Annotated in this window: 18 protein-coding genes and 1 pseudogene; 9 read left to right on the top strand and 10 right to left on the bottom strand. The window is 70.9% G+C overall.

Going from position 1 to position 19,178, the window contains the following annotated elements:
- On the bottom strand, positions 1–1,179 hold a 1,179-nt coding region (locus RIF93_RS04505), incomplete at its 3' end, for a M20/M25/M40 family metallo-hydrolase (RefSeq protein WP_309088862.1).
- A 207-nt stretch (positions 1,180–1,386) separates the two neighbouring features.
- On the opposite strand from RIF93_RS04505, the gene RIF93_RS04500 reads away from it, so the two are divergent.
- Positions 1,387–3,171 (top strand): DUF885 family protein, encoded by a 1,785-nt coding sequence (locus RIF93_RS04500; protein ID WP_375163835.1) that lies wholly within the window; start codon positions 1,387–1,389, stop codon positions 3,169–3,171.
- A gap of 44 nt (positions 3,172–3,215) precedes the next feature.
- Positions 3,216–5,042: a DUF885 family protein gene (locus tag RIF93_RS04495; RefSeq protein WP_309088858.1), complete on the top strand. Its 1,827-nt coding sequence runs from the start codon at positions 3,216–3,218 to the stop codon at positions 5,040–5,042.
- On the opposite strand, the gene RIF93_RS04490 is transcribed toward RIF93_RS04495, so the two are convergent.
- Positions 5,039–5,788 carry a LytTR family DNA-binding domain-containing protein gene (locus RIF93_RS04490; RefSeq protein ID WP_309088856.1) on the bottom strand — a complete coding sequence of 250 codons (750 nt, stop codon included), beginning with the start codon at positions 5,786–5,788 and terminating at the stop codon, positions 5,039–5,041. The two genes, RIF93_RS04495 and RIF93_RS04490, sit on opposite strands and share 4 nt — an antisense overlap.
- 119 nt (positions 5,789–5,907) lie before the next feature.
- Between RIF93_RS04490 and RIF93_RS04485 the strand changes: the two genes are divergently transcribed.
- Entirely contained in the window at positions 5,908–6,540 is a 633-nt protein-coding gene (locus RIF93_RS04485; RefSeq protein WP_309088854.1) for a DUF2306 domain-containing protein, read from the top strand.
- Positions 6,541–6,581: 41 nt separating this feature from the next.
- Complete coding sequence (locus RIF93_RS04480; RefSeq protein ID WP_309088852.1) at positions 6,582–7,229, top strand: glutathione S-transferase family protein; 648 nt, start codon at positions 6,582–6,584, stop codon at positions 7,227–7,229.
- Here the strand turns inward: RIF93_RS04480 and RIF93_RS04475 are convergent.
- The 3 genes from RIF93_RS04475 to RIF93_RS04465 form a co-directional block, all read right to left on the bottom strand.
- Entirely contained in the window at positions 7,186–7,590 is a 405-nt protein-coding gene (locus tag RIF93_RS04475; protein WP_309088850.1) for a VOC family protein, read from the bottom strand. The genes RIF93_RS04480 and RIF93_RS04475 overlap by 44 nt on opposite strands.
- A gap of 52 nt (positions 7,591–7,642) precedes the next feature.
- Positions 7,643–9,655: an elongation factor G gene (locus RIF93_RS04470; protein ID WP_309088848.1), complete on the bottom strand. Its 2,013-nt coding sequence runs from the start codon at positions 9,653–9,655 to the stop codon at positions 7,643–7,645.
- Between the two features lie 173 nt (positions 9,656–9,828).
- Positions 9,829–11,394 carry an EAL domain-containing protein gene (locus RIF93_RS04465; protein WP_309088847.1) on the bottom strand — a complete coding sequence of 522 codons (1,566 nt, stop codon included), beginning with the start codon at positions 11,392–11,394 and terminating at the stop codon, positions 9,829–9,831.
- Between the two features lie 128 nt (positions 11,395–11,522).
- Between RIF93_RS04465 and RIF93_RS04460 the strand changes: the two genes are divergently transcribed.
- Positions 11,523–12,671 carry an amidohydrolase family protein gene (locus RIF93_RS04460; RefSeq protein ID WP_309088845.1) on the top strand — a complete coding sequence of 383 codons (1,149 nt, stop codon included), beginning with the start codon at positions 11,523–11,525 and terminating at the stop codon, positions 12,669–12,671.
- Here RIF93_RS04460 and RIF93_RS04455 read toward each other — a convergent pair.
- Entirely contained in the window at positions 12,668–12,934 is a 267-nt protein-coding gene (locus tag RIF93_RS04455) for a hypothetical protein (RefSeq protein WP_309088843.1), read from the bottom strand. The genes RIF93_RS04460 and RIF93_RS04455 overlap by 4 nt on opposite strands.
- A gap of 100 nt (positions 12,935–13,034) precedes the next feature.
- On the opposite strand from RIF93_RS04455, the gene RIF93_RS04450 reads away from it, so the two are divergent.
- Complete coding sequence (locus RIF93_RS04450) at positions 13,035–13,520, top strand: NUDIX domain-containing protein (RefSeq protein ID WP_309088841.1); 486 nt, start codon at positions 13,035–13,037, stop codon at positions 13,518–13,520.
- 4 nt (positions 13,521–13,524) lie between these two features.
- On the opposite strand, the gene RIF93_RS04445 is transcribed toward RIF93_RS04450, so the two are convergent.
- From RIF93_RS04445 to RIF93_RS04435, 3 genes and pseudogenes are all read right to left on the bottom strand, one after another.
- The gene (locus RIF93_RS04445) at positions 13,525–14,250 is read right to left on the bottom strand and encodes a hypothetical protein (RefSeq protein ID WP_309088839.1); all 726 of its coding nucleotides are present in this window, start codon (positions 14,248–14,250) and stop codon (positions 13,525–13,527) included.
- A 199-nt stretch (positions 14,251–14,449) separates the two neighbouring features.
- On the bottom strand, positions 14,450–14,668 hold the full coding sequence (locus RIF93_RS04440) for a cold-shock protein (RefSeq protein ID WP_309088864.1): 219 nt from the start codon (positions 14,666–14,668) through the stop codon (positions 14,450–14,452).
- A gap of 222 nt (positions 14,669–14,890) precedes the next feature.
- A pseudogene (locus tag RIF93_RS04435) lies at positions 14,891–15,088 on the bottom strand (cold-shock protein); the annotation flags it as partial.
- Positions 15,089–15,271: 183 nt separating this feature from the next.
- Here RIF93_RS04435 and RIF93_RS04430 point away from each other — a divergent pair.
- Positions 15,272–15,859, top strand: a complete 588-nt coding sequence (locus RIF93_RS04430; RefSeq protein WP_309088837.1) for a TIGR00730 family Rossman fold protein — start codon at positions 15,272–15,274, stop codon at positions 15,857–15,859.
- Here the strand turns inward: RIF93_RS04430 and RIF93_RS04425 are convergent.
- Complete coding sequence (locus RIF93_RS04425) at positions 15,856–16,677, bottom strand: M56 family metallopeptidase (protein ID WP_309088835.1); 822 nt, start codon at positions 16,675–16,677, stop codon at positions 15,856–15,858. The two genes, RIF93_RS04430 and RIF93_RS04425, sit on opposite strands and share 4 nt — an antisense overlap.
- 145 nt (positions 16,678–16,822) lie before the next feature.
- On the opposite strand from RIF93_RS04425, the gene RIF93_RS04420 reads away from it, so the two are divergent.
- Complete coding sequence (locus tag RIF93_RS04420; protein WP_309088833.1) at positions 16,823–18,127, top strand: amino acid permease; 1,305 nt, start codon at positions 16,823–16,825, stop codon at positions 18,125–18,127.
- Positions 18,128–18,151: 24 nt separating this feature from the next.
- A complete protein-coding gene (locus RIF93_RS04415) occupies positions 18,152–19,168 on the top strand; it encodes an SRPBCC family protein (RefSeq protein ID WP_309088831.1) in 1,017 nt (338 codons plus the stop codon).
- Positions 19,169–19,178 lie beyond the last annotated feature (10 nt).

Raw genomic sequence — 19,178 nt, 5'->3', positions numbered from 1 at the left:
GGACCCGATCGTCACCGCCGGGATGCCCAGGCTGATCGGCATGTTGGAGTCCGTCGAGCTGGCGCCCAGCACCGGCTGGTAGCCGGCCGCGCGCACGGCGGCGGCGGTCAGCTGCACGATCTCCGCGTCCTCGCGGGTGGCGCCCGTCGGCCGGTCGCCGATCAGCTTGAGGTCGGCGCTGATCTTGCCGGGCGCGGTGGAGCGCGCGGCGTTCTCGGCCTCAACCGCCTCCTGCACCAGCTGCTTGAATTTCGCGTCCAGCTTGGCGAGCTCGTCCGGGCTTTCCGAACGCATGTCGACCTCGAGCCAGATGGACTCCGGGATCGAGTTCACGCTGGTCCCGCCGCCCACGACGCTGGTCGCATAGGTGGTCCGAGGGCTCTTCGGGACCTCGATCCGGTTCATCGCCACCACGGCGTTCCCCATGGCGGCCATCGGATTGACGATGCCGAACGCGCCATAGCTGTGGCCGCCCGGGCCGTTGAAGGTCACGCGATACCGCCGCGAGCCCACCGCGCCCGAAACCACCCGCTCGGCCGCCGTTCCGTCCATCGAGAAGAAGGCCGCGATCCGGTCCTTGTACTTGCCCTTGGTGAACAGGTAGCGGACGCCTCGCAGGTCGCCCGGGCCTTCCTCGCCGACGTTGCCGACGAACAGGATGTCGCGCTTGGTCTGCACCTTGCCCGCGTCCAGCGCGCGGACATAGCCCAGCAGCACCGCCAGGGAATGGGTGTCGTCGCCGACGCCCGGCGCGAACAGCTTCGTCCCCTCGCGGCGCACCTTCACGTTCGTGCCTTCGGGGAACACCGTGTCCAGGTGGGCTGCGATCACCACCACCTTGCCGCCAGCCGGCCCGGCGCCGCGGCGCAGGCCCATGACGTTGCCCTCGGCGTCCATCTCCACGTCGGTCAGGCCGTGGGCCTTCAGCATCTCCATATAGGCTCGGGCGCGCTTCTCCTCCTTGAAGGGCGGCGCCTCGATCTCGGTCAGGGTGATGGTGTCGGCCACGATGCGTTCGTGCTGGGCGTCCAGGGTCGCCACGGCGGTCTTGAAGCCGCTCGAAGCGCGGATCTGCTGGATCGTCCGGTCCGCCTCCTGAGGTTTCACCTGTGCGAAGGCGCCCGTCGCGAGGGACAGCGAAAGGACGGCGGCCAGTCCGGCCGGCGAGACACGTAACATCGTGATGGAATCCTTGCGTCGGAGCCCCGGCATATCAGCCGATCCGACCGCCTTTTCCTAGGGCGGGCGGCAAGCTCATGCCGCATTACCCGGAATTAATGCACGCTTTCGCGCCCCTTCGCTTGCCGGACGCGCGCTGCGGCCTCTAAGCCTTCGCGCACGAGAGACGTCGAAGGGGAGGCGTGCGTGCATAACCGACGCCAGCTGATGATCGCTGCGGGGGGCCTCGCCGCGCTCGCCGCCACCCGGGCCTATGGCCAGCCCGCCCCCGGCGCCGAGGCCCAGCTCACGAAGCTGCTGGACGAGATCTTCCAGGAGACCCTGGACGACAGCCCCGAACTCGTCACCTCCCTCGGCCTCGACAAGGGCGCCCGCGCCGGCGCCAAGGCCCGCCTGCACGACGCCTCGCTTGCCGGCGTCGAGAAGCGCAAGGCCCGCACCGCCGACCAGCTCCGTCGCCTGAAGGCCATCGACCGGCGCCGGCTCGGCGGCATGGCGGCGGTGAACTACGACACCCTGCTGTTCGAACTGGAAACCACGGACGAGGGCAACCGCCGCTTCGCCTATCCGACCAGCAACAGCCCCTATGTCCTGGCCCAGATCTGCGGGTCCTGGCAGGAGGTGCCCGACTTCCTCGACAGCCAGCACACGGTCGAGACCCGCGAGGACGCGGAAGCCTACCTCGCCCGCCTCGAGGCCTTCGCCGCCAACATGGACGCCGAGGTCGAGCGCGTGCGTCGCGACGTGGGCCTGGGCGTCGTCCCGCCGGACTTCGCGCTCACCGGCGCCATCGCCGGCATGAAGGTGCTGCGCCAGCCGGCGGACAAGTCGACCCTCGTCACTTCCCTGGCCACGAAAGCCAAGGCCAAGGGCCTCTCCGGCGACTGGCAGGCCGCCGCCGCAAAGGTCTACGAGGGCAAGGTGGTCCCGGCGCTGGACCGGCAGATGGCCCTGCTCGAAAGCCTCAAGCCCAAGGCGACCCATGACGCCGGCGTCTGGCGGCTGCCCGACGGCGAGGCCTATTACGCCCACATGCTGAAGGCGCAGACGACCACGACCATCAGCCCGGCCGAGGTCCACAAGCTGGGCCGCGACGTGACCGCCGAACTGTCCGCCCGCGCGGACGTCCTCTTCAAGCAGCTGGGCTACACCAAGGGCACGGTCGGCGAGCGCTACATCGCGCTCTACGAAGCCAAGACCGGCGTCTATCCCAACACCGACGCGGGCAAGGCCAAGATCATCGCCGACCTCAACGAGGTGGTGAAGAAGATCACGCCCCGTCTGCCCGAGCAGTTCGGCACGCTGCCGAAGGCGCCGCTGGAGATCCGCCGCATCCCGCCCGCGACTGAGGGCGGCTCGTCCACCCATTACGAAGGCCCCAGCCTCGATGGCTCGCGACCGGGCGTCTACTGGCTGAACCTGCGCGACACGGCCGAGAGCCCGTACTGGTTCCTGCCCACCACCACCTATCACGAGGGCCTGCCCGGCCATCACATGCAGATCTCGATGCAGCTCGAGGCCGACCTGCCGATGATCCGCCGCGTCATGGGCTTCGGCGCCTACGCCGAGGGCTGGGCGCTCTACTCCGAGCAGGTCGTCCAGGAGATGGGCCTGTACAAGGGCGAGCCGCTGAACGAGCTGGGCTACATCCACGACGCCCTGCTGCGCTCGGCCCGCCTCGTCTGCGACTCCGGCCTGCACAACCTGCGCTGGAGCCGCGAGAAGGCCATCGCCGAGATGCGCGCCATCGAGGGCGACCCCGAACCGCTCGCCGCGCAGGAGATCGAGCGCTACTCCGTCTGGCCGGGCCAGGCCTGCAGCTACATGGTGGGCAAGGTGACCATCCTGCGCCTGCGCGAGAAGGCGAAGAAGGAACTCGGCCCCAAGTACGACCCCCGCAAGTTCCACGACGCCGTCCTGCTGTCGGGCTCGATGCCGCTGACGGCGCTGGAGAACGTCGTCGACCTCTACATCGCCCGCGAGAAGGCCTAGTCGCCGCGGCCGGAACGACAGAAGAAAAAACGGAAACGCATCAGATGACCGCCCACCTCAACCGCCGCAGCTTCCTCGCCACCACGGCCGGCGCCGCGCTCGCCGCCGCCACGCCCGCGCTCGCTCAGGGCTCGGAGGACGCCAAGCTCCGCGCCCAGCTCGACGCCATGTTCGAGACCCTGGTCGACGACAGCCCTGAGTTCGCCACTTCGCTGGGCCTCGACAAGGACCGTCGGGCCGGCATGAAGGCCCAGCTCGACGACAACTCCCTGGCCGCCAAGGCCCGGCGCCTAGAGCGCACCCGCGGGTGGGTGAAGCAGCTGAAGGCCATCGATCGTTCGAAGCTCTCGCAGGGCTCGAAGATCGACCTCGACACCGTCCTCTACGTGCAGGAGCGGGCGGTCTATTCCGGCGATCGGTACAAGTTCGGCGACGTCGGCCGCAACTACAGCCCCTTCGTGGTCAGCCAGCGCACCGGCTCGTACCAGGACATCCCCGACTTCCTGGACAGCCAGCACAAGGTGGCGAACGCCGCCGACGCCGAGGCCAACCTCGCGCGCATCAGCGCCTTCGCCCGCCAGATGGACCAGGACCTGGAGCGGCTGAAGCATGACGTGGCCCTGGGCGCCGTCCTGCCGGAGTTCGCCGTGCCGCTGGCCATCGGCCAGATGAAGGCCCTGCGCGACCAGCCCGCGGCCCAGACGGTGCTCGTCACCTCGCTGGCCAAGAAGGCCCAGGCCGCAAACCTCCCCGGGGACTGGGCCGCGCGCGCCGAGAAGATCGTCCAGGCCGAGGTGTTCCCGGCGCTGGACCGCCAGATCGCCGCCATGGAAGCCCTCAAGGGCAAGGCCCGTCCGGACACCGGCGCCTGGGCCCTGCCGGACGGCGAGGCCTACTACGCCGACGCCGTGAAGAGCTCGACCACCACCGACTACACGCCGGAACAGGTCCACCAGATGGGCCTCGACCAGGTGCGCGAGATCACCGCCCAGATCGACGCCATCCTGAAGGCCCAGGGCATGACCCAGGGCTCGGTCGGCGCCCGGCTCGCGGCCCTGAACAACGATCCCAAGCAGCTCTACCCGAACACCGACGAGGGGCGCGCCCAGATCCTGGCCGACCTGAACAAGCAGATCGCCGACATCTACAAGGACCTGCCGAAGGCCTTCCGCACCATGCCCAAGGCGCCGGTCGAGGTCCGCCGCGTGCCGGTGTTCATCCAGGACGGCGCGTCCAACGGCTACTACCAGTCCCCGGCGCTGGACGGCTCGCGCCCGGGCGCCTTCTACATCAACCTGAAGACCACCGCCGACTGGCCCCGCTACAACCTGCCGACGCTGACCTACCACGAGGCGGCGCCGGGCCATCACATGCAGATCGCCATCGCCCAAGAGAACCAGTCGATTCCGATCCTGCGGCGCACCGGCTTCGGCAACTCCGCCTATTCCGAGGGCTGGGCGCTCTACGCCGAACAGGTCGCCGACGAGATGGGCGTCTACGCCAACGACCCGCTGGCCCGCGCCGGCTACCTGCAGTCCCTGCTCTTCCGGGCCGCGCGCCTGGTGGTAGACACCGGCATCCACGCCAAGCGCTGGACCCGCGCCGAGGCCACCCAGTACATGGTCGACACCATCGGCTATCCGGCGACCCGCTCGCAGCGCGAGGTCGAGCGCTACTTCGTCAGCCCCGGCCAAGCCAACACCTACAAGGTCGGCCACGTGGTGTGGGTGCGCCTCCGCGAGGAAGCCCGCCGGAAGCTGGGGCCGAAGTTCCAGATCGCCGACTTCCACGATGCGGCGCTGCTCTACGGCAACATGCCCATGACGGTGCTGGAGCGGCACATCGCCGACTGGGCGGCGGCCCAGGCCTAGCGCCAACCGGCCTGCTTCAGCGCCGCGGCGTTGCTGCGGCTGACGGGGACACAGAGCCCGCCGGTCAGCCGCGCCTCGCCCGCGCCGCGCCGCCAGCGCACGTCCTCGATGTCGTCGGCCGCCACCCACCACGAGCGGTGGGTGCGGAAGCCTGGCGCCCCGTCCAGTTCGGCGAGCGCGTCGGCGAACCTGGCCGTCACCAGCTCGGTCCCGACGTTGGTGTGGACGCGCAGATAGTGGTCCTCGGCCTCGACGGCCACCAGCCGCGCCGCCCGCCGTTTTGCGGATAGCCGTTGGCGGAAGGTTGCCGTCGGGTCGGGCGCGTCGGCGCGTTCGACCGTCACCACGACCGGCGCCCGGCCCAGGGCGAACTGGCGCAGGGTCATGGTCGCCACGCACAGCAGCAGCACCTCGAACAGCAGCCGGGCGGGCTGGAACGAGCTCAGGGATGCGCCCGTCATGGCGGACGCCAGCGCCACGACGAACGCGGCCACCAGCGGCGTCATCAGCAGGCAGACCAGCGCCAGCCGCAGCCAGAACCGCGCCACCTTCCGCCGCACCGCCTCGTCGACCGCTACGCCGATCAGGCCGCCGCCGAAGATCGCGCTCACCCAGTAGACGATGCGCCAGGCCAGCGGCCGGTCGGACGAGTCGAAGGGCGCCAGGAAGCTGACGATCAGGCCCGTCGAGATCAGCAGCACCAGCTCGGCGGCGACGCGGCGGAGGAGGGGCGGTGCGACTCGCATGCGGTGGAAGTCTGCCATGCGGCGCCGCTCGCGCAGAATTGGCGCCATTTGCGGTTTGCCGACTTCCGTCCCGCGCCAGCCGCGGCAGGCTCGCGCCTTCTCGCAACGAGGGGCAGAGCATGAATACGTGGATTTCCAGGAGCTTGTGGTCGCTGGGCGCGGTCCTCAGCGTGGCGGTGGCGCTGTTCTCCTACCGCTACGTGGTCTTCGCCGGCCTGCTGGCCGACAACGTCATGGCCAATCTGATGGCCAGGCCTTGGATCGCCGTGCACGCCGGCGGCGCTTCGACCGCCCTGCTGGTCGGGGCCTTCCAGCTGCTGCCCGCCATCCGTCGCCGCCGCGCGATGCATCGATGGCTGGGCCGCCTCTACGCCGCCGGCTGCGTCGTGGGCGGCGTGGCCGCGCTGGTGCTTGCGCCCACGACCACCGCGGGTCCGCTGGCCTCGGTGGGCTTCGCACTCTTGGGCGTGATCTGGCTCGGGACGACGGTCCAGGCCTGGCGGCTCGCGCGCGCCCGCCGCTTCGACGAGCACCGGCGCTGGATGATCCGCTCGTTCGCCCTGACGTTCGCGGCCGTGACCCTGCGCCTCTACCTGCCGATCGGTCCCGTCCTCGGCATGGACTTCATGCAGAGCTACGTCCTGGTCTCCTGGCTCTCGTGGGGCCCGAACCTGCTCGCCGCCGAGCTCTACCTCCGGCGTCATCGCGGAATCCGGCCGCTGCTGACAAACCCTGTCAGCAGCGCGGGCTAGGATGCGCCCGGGTTAGGCGACCCTCCGAAAGGGAGACACCGATGTCCGACGAACTCGTCTTCTACACCAATCCCATGTCGCGCGGCCGCATCGTCCGCTGGATGCTCGAGGAGATCGGCCAGCCCTACACCACCAAGGTGGTCTCCTGGGGCGAGAACCGCGGGCCCGAATACCTGGCGGTTAATCCGATGGGCAAGGTGCCGGCCATCGTGCACGGCGGCGTGCTGGTTACCGAGTGTGCGGCCATCATCGCCTATCTCGCCGACGCGTTCCCGCAGGCGAACCTGGCCCCGCCGCCGGGCAGCAAGCTGCGCGGATCCTACTACCGCTGGCTCTTCTTCGGGGCCGGGCCGATCGAGCAGGCCGTCTCCACCAAGTTCCTGGGCGTCGAGCCCAACGAGGAACAGCGCGCGACGGTCGGCTTCGGCACGATGCAGGACGTGCTCGACACCCTGGAAGGCGCGCTGAAGGGCCGGGAGTACCTCGTCGGCGACAGCTTCACCGGCGCCGACCTCTACATCGCCTCCCATCTCTGGTGGGGCATGAACTTCGGCACGCTCGAGAAGCGCCCGGTGTTCGAGGCCTATGTCGAGCGCTGCGATGCGCGGCCCGCCAGCGTGCGCGCCACCCAGATCGACGACGGCCTCATGGCCGAGCAGCAGCAGGCTCAACCCGAGCCGGCTGAATAAGGTCCCATCTGTTGCCATAGAGGTCCTGGAACACCGCGACGGTCCCGTAGGGCTCCCGTCGCGGCGCTTCCAGGAACCGCACGCCCGCCGCCGTCCAGGCCGCGTGGTCGCGGTCGAAGTCGTCGGTCTCCAGGAACAGGAAGACGCGGCCGGCCGCCTGGTCGCCCACGCCGCGGGCCTGTTCGCCCACCGCCCGCGCCAGCAGCAGGCCCGCGTCCGAGCCCTTCGGCCGCACCACCACCCACCGCTTGTCGCCCTGCGGCGTGTCCTCGACCAGCTCGAAGCCGAGCTTGCCGACGTAGAAATCGATGGCCTCGTCGTAGTCGTGGACGAGCAGGGCGGTGAGCGAGAGTCGGAGCATGAATCGCATCCTACCTCCCGCCGCCCGAGGCGGGGGAGGTAGGATGCGCCCCTTACGCCCCTTCGCGCGCCAGCTTTCCGGCCTCCTCCGCGAGGCGGCCGTGGAGTTCGCTCATGTGGTCGAAGTCGGCTTCGAAGGCGCCCAGGCCCTGGGTCAGGCCCCGAAGCTCGGCGATCAGGTCCTGCCGCTCGCTCTGCGGGAGGTAGGCTTCGATCCGCTCCCAGCCGCGCCAATCCTCCCTGGGCGACAGCCCGAGGATCTGGCCGCGCCGGGCGGTGAGCGCCGAGGTGACGTTCGACGCCGCCGGCGACGGCGAATAGACCACCAGCTTCTCGATCGGCTCCAGCAGGATGGTGCCCGACGCCCGCAGCGCCTCCTCGATGGCCATGCGCCCGACGGTGCGGAACGCCATTTCGGAGGAGTCCACCGAGTGGGTCTGGCCGTCGATCAGCGTCACCTCCAGGTCGGTGACCGGGAAGCCCAGCGGCCCCTTGGCCAGGCCGTCGCGCACGCCGTCCTCCACCGCCGGGACCCACTGCTTGGGCACCGCCCCGCCCACGATCTTCGACTGGAAGACGAAGCCGGAGCCGCGGGGCAGGGGCTTCACCTCCACCGTCACGTCGGCGAACTGGCCGTGGCCGCCCGACTGCTTCTTGTGCCGCGAGCGCTGGGTCACCGCCTGGCGTAGCGTCTCGCGATAGGCGGTGCGCGGATGCTGGGTGTCGATCTCCACGCCGAACCGCCGCTTCAGCCGCTCCAGCGCCAGCCGGACGTGGCCTTCGCCCTGGCCGGCCAGCAGGATCTGGCGCGTCTCGGGGTCGTGCGTCAGCGACAGGCCGGGGTCCTCCTCGACCAGCTTGCCGATGGCGCTGGAGAGCCGCACGTCGTCGTTTCGGTTCTTGGCCACCAGGGCCACGGCGAACAGCGGCCGCCTGGGCCGCGCCGCGGCCGCCACGCTCTGCGGCTGGCCGGTCGTGGACAGGATCTGTCCGGCGACAGCCTCCTCGACCTTGCCGATGGCGCAGACGTCGCCCACCGGCGCCTCGCTGATCTTCTTCAGCGCCGCGCCTTGGACCAGGAACAGCCCGCCGGCCCGGCGCTTCTGGCCGTCGGGCAGGACGAACTCGGCGCCGTCGGCGAGCTTGCCGCCGAACACCCGCGCATAGGCCATCTTGCCGGACTGGCCGGCGTAGGCCGCCTTCAGCACATAGGCGCCCGAGCTAATCCCGATCCGTTCGGCCGCCCGCAACGATGGCGGGGTCTCGTGGCGCAGGGCCTTCAAGAGCCGACGCACGCCGAACCCGTTCTGGGCCGAGCCGAAGAACACCGGCACGATCAGCCCCTCGTTCATCTCCCGCACCAGGTCGGCGAAGACCGCGTCGCGGCTGGGCGTCACGTCGGACAGGAGCTGTTCCGGCAGCTCGTCGTCGAAGTCGGCGATCTGCTCCAGCATGTGGAAGCGCGCCTCGGCCTCGGCCTCGCGCAGCTCGCCGGGGATCTCCACCTGCTGCGACGGCTCGCCGGGCCGGTAGACGAAGCACCGCTCCAAGGCCAGGTCGATGAAGCCCGAGACCTTCTCGCCCTCCCAGGTCGGGATCTGGCGGGCCACCAGCGGCGCGGAGGAGACCGGCGCCAGCGCGTCCAGCAGCTCCTGCAAGCTGCCGCGGGCGTGGTCCATCTTGTTGATGAAGAGGGCGTGCGGCACGCCAAGCCGCTCCAGCTCTCGCAGCGTCGGCTGCAGCAGCACGGCCTTGGCCGGGTCGGGCTCGGCCACGACCACCGCCAGGTCCACCGCCGGCACGGCGGCGTCCAGTTCGGCGCAGAACTCCAGGGATCCGGGGCAGTCGACGACCACGTAGCGGTCGCCCATGAACTCGAAGCCGGCCAGGTTCAGCTCCACCGAATGCCCGCGCGCCTTGGCCTCCGGGCTGGTGTCGCCCACCTCGCCGCGCCGGTCGGCGGCGCCGGTGGCGTGCAGCAAGGCTTCCATCAGGGCGGTCTTGCCGGCGCTTGTGGGGCCCACGAGCGCGAGCGCCCGAACGGACCCCTTTTCCTGGATTGCCATGGTCGTTCTCCCAGCATCGCTGGCGTCCTGGACGTTTGCGCGTGGCGACGCATCCAGGGCGCGATGAGGGGCGGCCGACGACCGAACATGGGCTGGCCGACGCCGCCCGGTGGGAAAACCCTACGCCCGCCGTCGCGGGCTTGGCGAGCGGGCGCCCGTTCCCGAGTTCGTGATCAGCGCGCCAGCGCCGGCCGTATCGCGGGCGGGCGGATCTTCGTCTCCGGCGCGTCGGCCGCGGCGCCGTAGTACCAGCCCTGGGCGTAGTCCACGCCGGCCAGCCGCACGGCCCGCTCGGCGTCCGAGGTCTCGACCATCTCGGCCAGGGTCTTCACGTCCAGCTCGCGGCACATGTTCACCAGGTGCCGGATGAAGGTGCTCTCGCGGCCGCCGTGCTGCAGCTCGCGGATGTAGCGCCCGTCGATCTTCAGGATGTCGATGGTCAGTTGCTGGAGGTAGGCCAGCGACGCCGCGCCGGCCCCGAAATCGTCCAGGCACACCTCGCAGCCGGCGGCGCGCAGGGCCTGCAGCCGCCGGTCGGCGGCGGGCAGGTCGTCGATGGCGGCGCTTTCGGTGATCTCCAGGATCAGCCGGTCCTTCGCCGTGGGTCGGGCCTGCAGCAGCGCCACGGCGCGCGTGACGAAGGCGTCCGAGCCGATGGTGCGGCCCGAGACGTTCACCGCTAGGGAGACCTTCGGCTGGGCCCTCAGCACATCCAGCGCCTCTTCCAGGATCGCAAGATCCAAGGGCTCGATCAGGTCCATCTCCTCGGCCGCTCGGATGGTCGGGAAGGGGCTCGCCTCCTCGCCGAAGCGCACCAGCACCTCGTGATGGCTGACCCGGCCGTCCATCAGGCGGACCACCGGCTGATAGGTCAGGCGGAACTGCCGGTCGCGGATGGTGGCGCCCAGCGCGCGGGCGTCGTCCAGCGCGCCCTCCAGCGCATGGTCCAGCGCAGCGGACAGGCTCTCGGGCTGGGCGTCCGACAGGCCGTCCTCGACGAAGCTGTTCAGCGCGAAGCGCAGGGCGCGGATCGCCTGCTTGGGGTTCTCGACGCCGCCCATGCGCACGGTCCCGGCCCCGGGCGTCACCGGCGCCTGGATCAGCCGCTTCAGCCGCGCCTGGAGGGCGCGGGCGTCCTCGCCCTTGGCGCGCACCAGGGCGAACCGGTCCTCGCCGAGGTTGGCGGCCGCCTCGCCGCGATGGGCCAGCGAGCGCAGCACGCCCGACAGCTGGTCGGCCAGCACGTCGCGGGCGTCCTCGGGCGCGCCGTCCAGCGCCTCGGTCAGGCCGGCCAGCTCCACCAGCGCCAGCTCGAGGGTGGGATCATCGGCCAGCTTCAACGCCATCGCCTCGAAGTCCGCGCGGCTGAGCAGGCCCTGGCCGCCCTGGCCGCCGACACGGGCGAGTGCGCACGAGATCGCCCCGCTGTTCTGCGGCAGCCGCAGCGCGGCCAGGCTCGCCCGCCGGCTCGCCGGGCCGTCAGGCGTGTCGAGCGCCACGACGATGGGCCCGGCGCGGGCGCCGGAATCCAGGCCGTCGAACAGGGCCGCGACCATGGCGTGGTCGCAGCGGGCCACGAACTCCCGCCAGGGCCGACCCGTCAGCGCGGTCTCGGCCTCGCCCGAGAGGGTCTCGGCGGCGCCGAGCGCGAACGCAATGCGCCCGTCGGCCCCGATCTCCATCAGAAGGTCGGCGCCGGCGAACGCAAAGCCCAGCATCCGTTGCGAGATCGGGTCCAAAGCAGGGGAGTCCTTGCCAAAAGTTCGTAACCTTAAGGCGAGCCAGCTTAAGCCCCGGTTGCGGAGGGTGGTTTACGGAACGTTGATATCGGCGCAAGGTGGGGCAAAACATACGGGAGGTTCGAAAAATGCCGTACGCCCAGGGCCGCGTGATCCATGACGCCGACAGCCACATCATGGAGAGCCTGGAGTGGCTCCCGTCGTACGCCGAGCCGGCCATCCGGGACCGGCTGCTGAGCCTCAAGCTCGAGGCCGGGGGCGCCGGCGCCGCCAAGGCGATCCGGCTCGCCCAGGAGCGTCAGCAGGATCCCGCCGCCACCGCCGCCATCGCCGAGAACGTGGTCGCCGGGCCCAAGGGCTGGGCCGCCTACGGCGCCATGGACCCGTCCGAACGCCGCCGGGCCCTCGACGACCTGGGTTTCAGCCGCCAGCTCGTCTTCACCACCTTCGCCGGCTCGCAGTTCATGCCGTCCAAGGACCTGAACGTGAAATATGGCGGGGCCCGCGCGCTCAACCGCGGCATCGCCGAGTGGTGCGCCGGCGACGACCGGCTAGTCGCCGTGGGTGTCGTGCCCTTGGACGATCCCGAGCGCGCCCGGGCGGAGGTGGAGTTCGCCATCGGGGCGGGCTGCGGCGCCATCTGGGTGCCCGCCGCCCCGGCCGGCGATCGCTCCCCCGGCCATCCCGACCTCGATCCGGTGTGGCGCCGACTGGCTGAGACCGGCACGCCCTTCATGCTGCACGTAGGCGCGACCGCCCCGGTGCTGCAGCCGGCCTACCACGAAAACGGCCATCCGCGGCCGAAGGACTGGCTGGGCGGGGGTGAGAACCTGCGGGCCAAGGACTTCTTCGCGCTGTCGTTCGCGCCGCAGAACTTCCTCTGCTCGCTCGCCCTCGACGGCGTCTTCGACCGGCACCCGGGCCTGCGCGGCGGCGTCATCGAGCTGGGCGCGGGCTGGGTGCCCGACATGCTGCGCCGGCTGGACCAGGCGTGGAAGGGGTGGCGCAAGACGGATCCGGTGCTGGGCGCGCTGTCCATGCCGCCGTCCGAGTTCATCCGCCGGGCGGTGCGCTTCACGCCGTTCGCCACCGAGGACGCCGGCACGATCATCCGCGAGGGCGGCCCCGAGCTCTTCCTCTTCTCCTCGGACTTCCCGCACCCCGAAGGCACCAAGAACCCCATCGAGCGCTTCGAGGCGACCTTCGACGGCCTGGGTGAGGACGTGAAGGACCGCTTCTACCGCCGCAACTTCGAGGATCTCTTCACCGCGGCCTAGGCCGCCGCGTTCGTCCGGCGCGGCTTCAGCATCCGCTGACGGTCCTTCAGCACGCTGTAGAGCCGCTCGCGCTGGTGCTCGCCGCCGGGCAGGGCGGTGCGGCTGTTCTGGATCTCCAGGTCGTGGCCGGCGTCGGCCGCCAGCTTCTCCATCGCCTGGGGATCGACCCGCCACAGGAGCTCGACCAGGTCGGCGACCAGCAGCTCGAGCGTCGCGACGCGCGAGACCAGGTCACGGCGGCTGGTGCGGATCTCCTCGGCCATCTGGCTTCGACCCCGGGCTTACGCGTACGATGGCGGCGATGCTGCGCCGCTACATCTTAAGGTTTCAATATCGGCCGCGCCGACGTGCGGGAGCCGCCGCGTGACCGACCTGCCGGTGCGGCCCACCGCGCGGGTCATCCTGCTGGACCCGCACGACCGCGTGCTCCTGATGAAGGGCCGGATGCCCACCGCCCGCGACGGCCCCGGCGCGTGGTTCGCGATAGGCGGCGGCGTCGAACCGGGCGAGACGCCCGCCGAGGCGGCGATGCGCGAGATCGTCGAGGAGACCGGCATCGTCGATTTCCAGTTCGGTCCGCTGCTGTGGTTGCGCGAAGGCGTCATGCGCATGCCCGCGCCGACGCTGTTCAAGGAAAGCTACTTCCTCGCGCGCTGTCAGGGCGGCGAGCCCGACCGCTCCGGCTGGCAGGCGCTGGAACGCGAGCTGGTGGACGACATCCGCTGGTGGCGGCGCGACGAGCTGATGCTGACGCAGGACCGGGTCTATCCGCCCGGCCTCGCCGACCTCCTGGAGGACGTAATCGCCGGCCGGCTCCCGGCCGAGCCCCAGGCCATCCCCTGGACGTGAGCCGCTAGACCGGCGGCGGCTCGTCCGCCGTGTCCGCCTCCAGTTCGGGGTCGGGGATCTCGGCCGGATCCTCGACGGGCGGGACGGGCTCGGCCGCGGCCGGCAACGCCTCCACCGCCGCCGGCGGCGCGGCGTCGATCGCGGGAGGAGCGGGCGGCGGCGGGACGGTGGCCGCCGCATCCACGGCGGCTTCGGTGGTGGCGGCAGGTGTGGCGGCGGTTTCGACCGGCGGCTGCGCCGCCGTGGGCTCAGGCGGCGGCGGGGCTTGGGCCTGCAGGACCTCCGCGTCCTTGTTGTCCTCGTCCTTCTTGTCGTCGTCGCCGACCACCGCCTTGCCGATCTGCTTGCCGACGAAGCTGCCGGCGATCTTGCCGATCGGTCCGCCCGCCGCGCCGGCCAGGCCGCCTAGCAAGCCGCCCACCGTGCTGCCGGCCTTCTCCTTGGTCAGCAGCTTCTTTTTCTTCTTCTTGCCGCCCTCCACCTCGGCCGGGGCCACTTCCGTCACCGGCGCCGGGGCGGGGGCTCCCAGGGTCGGCGCCTCGGGCGCGGTGGTCGCCGACGGGACGGTGGCCGAGGCGTCGGCCGGCGGCAGGGTCTCGGGCGACGGAGACGGCGCCGGCGGCGGGGCGGGGGCGCCCAGGACCGGCTCACCGGCCGGCGGCGCCTGCGCCAGGGCGGCGGCGGGAGCGATCATCGCTCCACACAGGGCGGCGGTCAGGATCGGACGCATCGCGGTCTCCTCAAGGCGTCCCCCCGAATTCGAGGGGGATCAACGCCTTAGGAGCGCTCGCGTTTCCGCGCGGCTGCGCTCAGCCCGCTGATGTGGGCTGCTCGCGCACCGGCGCCACAAACAAAAAGGGGGCCGAAGGCCGCGCCGCGCGCCGCCCCCGACCCCCCGCTGTTTTTCGCCTCCCCGAAGGGAAGGGGTCTTACCCCGTGACCTTCAGGTTGGTCGCAGAGGTCTTGCCGCTGCGACGGTCCTGTTCCAGGTCGAACTGGACCGTCTGGCCCTCGTTCAGCCCCGACAGGCCGGCCTGCTCGACCGCGGAGATGTGGACGAAGATGTCCTGCCCGCCGTCTTCCGGACGGATGAAGCCGAACCCCTTGGTGGGGTTGAACCACTTCACCACGCCCGCGCCCGAGCCCATCACCGCGCCGCGGGGACGATCGCCGCCGCCGCCGCCGCCGAAGCCGCCGCGCGAACCACCGCCGAAGCCGCCGCGATCGCCGCCGCCGTAGCCGCCGCGGTCGCCACCGTAGCCGCCGCGGTCTCCGTAGCCGCCGCGATCGCCGCCGCCGAAGCCGCCCCGGTCGCCGCCGCCGAAGCCGCCCGAGCGGCGCGGTTGCGGCGCGCCTTGCGCCGTCACTACGATCGAGGTCGCGGCCAGCTTGCCGGAGCGCCGATCCTGCTCGAGTTCGTATTCGACCTGGTCGCCTTCATTCAGGGCGTCGAGCCCTGCCTGCGCCACCGCCGAGATATGGACGAAGACGTCTTGTCCGCCGTCGTCCGGTTGGATGAAGCCAAAACCCTTAGCGGTGTTGAACCACTTGACCGTGCCGCTCGCCATTCGCCGTCAACCTACGAGATAGAAGTCTTTGCGCCGCTTTCCAGGCGACGCCCGGCCAATCCACGCGACGAGCCGTGGCGACGTTGTAGCTGGCGAATTTGACCAAGGCCAGCGCCGGTGACACGGGTCGCCAAACGGCCTATTTAGCGCCCCCTTTTGGGCACAGGTGGAGCTAGGGCCCTCGTGCAGAGCATTTGCGTCTATTGCGGTTCGTCTCCGGGTACGGATCCCCGGTTCATGGAAGAGGCGGTCACGGCCGGGACCCTCATCGCGCAGGAAGGGCTCACGCTCGTCTACGGCGGCGGTCGCGTGGGCCTGATGGGCGCGGTCGCCGACGCCGCGCTCGCCGCCGGCGGCAAGGTGGTTGGCGTGATGCCCGCCGACCTGGTCAGCCAGGAGATCGCCCACACCGGCCTCACCGAACTCGTCGTGGTCAACTCGATGCACGAGCGGAAGTGGAAGATGGCCGAACTCGCCGGCGGCTTCCTCTGCCTGCCGGGCGGCCCCGGCACCTTCGAGGAGATCTTCGAGCAGTGGACCTGGGCCCTGCTCGGCTTCCATTCCAAGCCCTGCGGCTTCGTCAACGTCAGCAACTACTACGACCTGCTGCGCAACACGGTGCAGCACATGGCCGACAACGGCTTCATCGCCCAGCAGTACGTCGACATGCTGATCTACGCCGACAGCACGAAGGACGCGATCGACCGCTTCCGCGCCTACGTCCCGCCGCCGCCGAAGTGGGGCGTCGCCGCCGTCGAGCAGCGCTACTAGGGGCGGATGGCGTCGCGGGGCGCGTGCACCACGCCGCGTCCGGGACCGCCGGCGCCCGGGATCTTGGTCTGAGCCAGCAGCGCCACGCGCACCTCCAGGGGGTGGCGGCCGCGCGCCGGCCAGTAGCAGCCGAGGGGCAGCGGGGTGGCCGCCAGCTGGGTCTTCAGGAGCGTGCCCGCATAGAGGCCGCGCGCCTTCGGTCGGCTCAGCATCACCACCGCGTCGCACGCCAGCTCCTGGTCCAGCCGCAGCAGGCGGGCGGCTACATGAACCAGCGGATTGAACCAGCACAGGCACTGGGCGGCGGCCATGTAGGCTACCGCGCGGGGGTCCTTACGGGCGACGTGGGTCCGTTCGTGCGCCCGGATCAGCTCCAGCTCCTCAGGGCTATAGCCGGCGTCGTCCGCCGGCATGACGATCCGCGGCGAGATGAAGCCCACCACCGCGGGCCCGGCGCGGCCGGCCCGCAACTCGGCGTGGAACCGCCGCTGGGCCAGGGCGAAGACGGCGGCCATCGCCACAACGCCTGCCATCCAGACCGCCAGCGCCAGCTTGACGGTCGCGGGGGGAGCGAACGGCGCCTGGGCCGACCCTGCGGTCAGGTTCACGAAGAACAGCACCGCGCCGATCAGGCCCGCCGCCGGTGGGATCACCCAGAGGTGGTAGGCCGCCTCGGCGCCGTAGAGACGGCGCACCGGCAGCCGCACGGCGGTTACGAACAGGATCGCAGCCGCCGCCGCCAGGTTGGCCTGCAACCCGGCCGCGGCCAGGGTCACGGCGGGCTCGGGCCCGAGGATCGCGTGCAGTGCCTCACCCATCGTCCTCAGCCTTTCGTCCCACGCCGGCTATCATGTCTTACAACTGTAGCCTTGTCGCCAAGCTACAAGCGTAAACTCACCTGTCAAGCAGATCGGTGGTCCCGCGCCGGCCGACAGGTTAGCCTTCAAGTCGAGGGGAGAGTCCATGGCGCAGGCCGAAACCACCGCCGGCCACCACGGCCGCATCGGCGTCCTGGGCGCCACGGCTCTCGTGGCCGGCAGCATGATCGGCTCCGGTGTCTACCTGCTCCCCGCCACCCTCGGCGCGGTGGGCTCGATCTCGATCCTGGGCTGGGTGGCGGCCACCGCCGCGGCGCTCGCCATAGCGGGCATGTTCGCGTGGCTGGGCCCGGCGGCGCCGCAGGCGAGGGGGCTCGCCGGCTACGTCCAGGCGGGGCTGGGGCGGCTGTTCGGCGTCCAGACCACCGTCGTCTACTGGTGCCTTTGCTGGTTCGGGAACGTGGCGATCGCGCTGGCCGTCGCCGGCTATGCGGGCTTCCTCGTCCCGGCGCTTGCGGGCGAGGGCGCGCGGCTTGCGACGACGCTCGCCATCATCTGGGTCGCCGTGGCGGCCAGCTGGATCGGCCCGCGCACCGTCGCCCGGATCGAAGGCTGGACCCTGGCGCTGGGGCTGCTGCCGGTCCTGCTCGCGGCCACGGCGGGCTGGATCTGGTTCCGCCCCGAGACCTTCCTCGCCTCGTGGAACCCGCAGGGGCTGAGCGCGCCCGCCGCCATCCAGCAGTCGGGCCTGAACGCCTTCTGGGCCTTCCTGGGGCTGGAGTGCGCCGCCGCCACTGCCGCGGTTGTCCGGGACCCGGCTCGCAACGTGCCGCGGGCCACCATCTGGGGCGTGCTGGCCGCCGCGGCCATCTACATCGCCGCCTGCGCCGCCATGATGGGCCTCCTCCCGGCCGCCGAGCTGGCGAAGTCCCAGGCACCGTTCGCCGACGCCGCGCGGGTGGGCCTAGGGGTCGGCGGGGCGGCGGCCATCGCCTTCTGCGCCTTCCTGCGCACCTCCGGCTGCCTCACCGGCTGGACGCTGGTCGCGGCCGAGACCACCCGCGGCGCGGCTGACGAGGGCGCCTTCCTCTCCGCCTTCCGCACCCGTCCCGGCGAGCAGGCCTCGGCGGTGAACCTTCTGGCGGTGGGCCTCCTGATGAGCCTGGTCGCCGTCATGACCGCCACGCCCACGCTCGGCGAACAGTTCGGCGTGCTGATCAACGTCGCCGTCCTGCTCAGCCTTTACGCCTACATCCTGGCCGGCCTGTCGCTGATCCGCCTGTCGCGCGGCTTCACCCCCGGCAAGCGCCTCGCCGCCTGCGCCACCGCCGGGGTCGCCATCGCCTGTTCGGCGGGCCTGATCGCCACCGGCAAGCCGATCGAGCTCGCCTACAGCCTGATCCCGATCCTGGCCGGGGCGGCCCTGTATCTTCCCCTGCGGCGCAGATAGAAACACCCATCGAGGGAGGCGCGGATGATGCTGCCGGTCGAACTTTACCAGGGCGAGGAGGCGCTGAAGGCCGACCGCGCCCGCATCCTGCGCCGCACGTGGCAGTTCGTCGGCCACGTCTCGATGCTCGCCGCCAAGGGCGACTACATCGCCGACGTGGTGGGCGGCGCCCCGGTGGTCGTGGTCCGCAACGACGAGGGCTTGGCCGCCTTCCACAACGTCTGCCGCCATCGCGCCGGCGGCCTTGTGGCCGACGGGACCGGCAACTGCGGCGGGCAGTTCGTCTGCCGCTACCACGGCTGGCGCTACATGCTGGACGGCCGCCTGCGCAGCGCTGTCGACTTCGGCCAGGCGCCGGGCTTCGACCCCCGCAACTTCAGCCTTTACCCGATCCGCGTCGACACCTGGCGGGGCATGGTCTTCGTGAACCTCGACATGGCGGCCGCCCCGCTCGCCGACATGATGGCGCCGCTCGACCGCCGCTGGGCTGCCGATTTGCCTGAGTTCGGCCTGACCGAGCAGCGCACCCACCACATCGGCTGCAACTGGAAGACCTATGTCGAGAACTACCTCGAGGGTTACCACCTGCCGATGGTCCACCCCGAGTTCGACGAGGACATCGTCGTTTCCGACTACCAGGTCGAGATCGAGGGGGAGATCGTCTTCCACGCCGCGCCGGCCCGCGACGGTTCGGTGAACGCGGGCCTCTGGGCCTGGATGTGGCCTAACCTCGCCATCAACACCTACCGACACGGCTACATGGTCGAGCGCATGACGGCGACGGGGCCGGACTCCACCCGACTCGACTACTTCTACTTCTTCGACCCGGCCCGCACCGCCGAACTCGCCGAGATGTTCGTGGTGTCAGACCGCGTGACCGCCCAGGACAAGGACATCTGCGAGATGGTCCAGCGCAACCTGGCCGCCGGCGTCTACCGCCCGGGCGTGCTCTCGCCCAAGCACGAGGCGGGCATCGCCTGGTTCCAGTCCCGCGTGGCCGAACACCACGACGGCCCGACCCCGCTCGCTGCTGTTTCCTGAAGGTCTCCGA

Origin of the sequence: Phenylobacterium sp. (genome assembly GCF_031181185.1) — a bacterium.
GTDB lineage: Bacteria > Pseudomonadota > Alphaproteobacteria > Caulobacterales > Caulobacteraceae > Phenylobacterium.
Note: the sequence above shows the minus strand (reverse complement) of the source record. Positions and strands in the feature narration are given on the sequence as shown.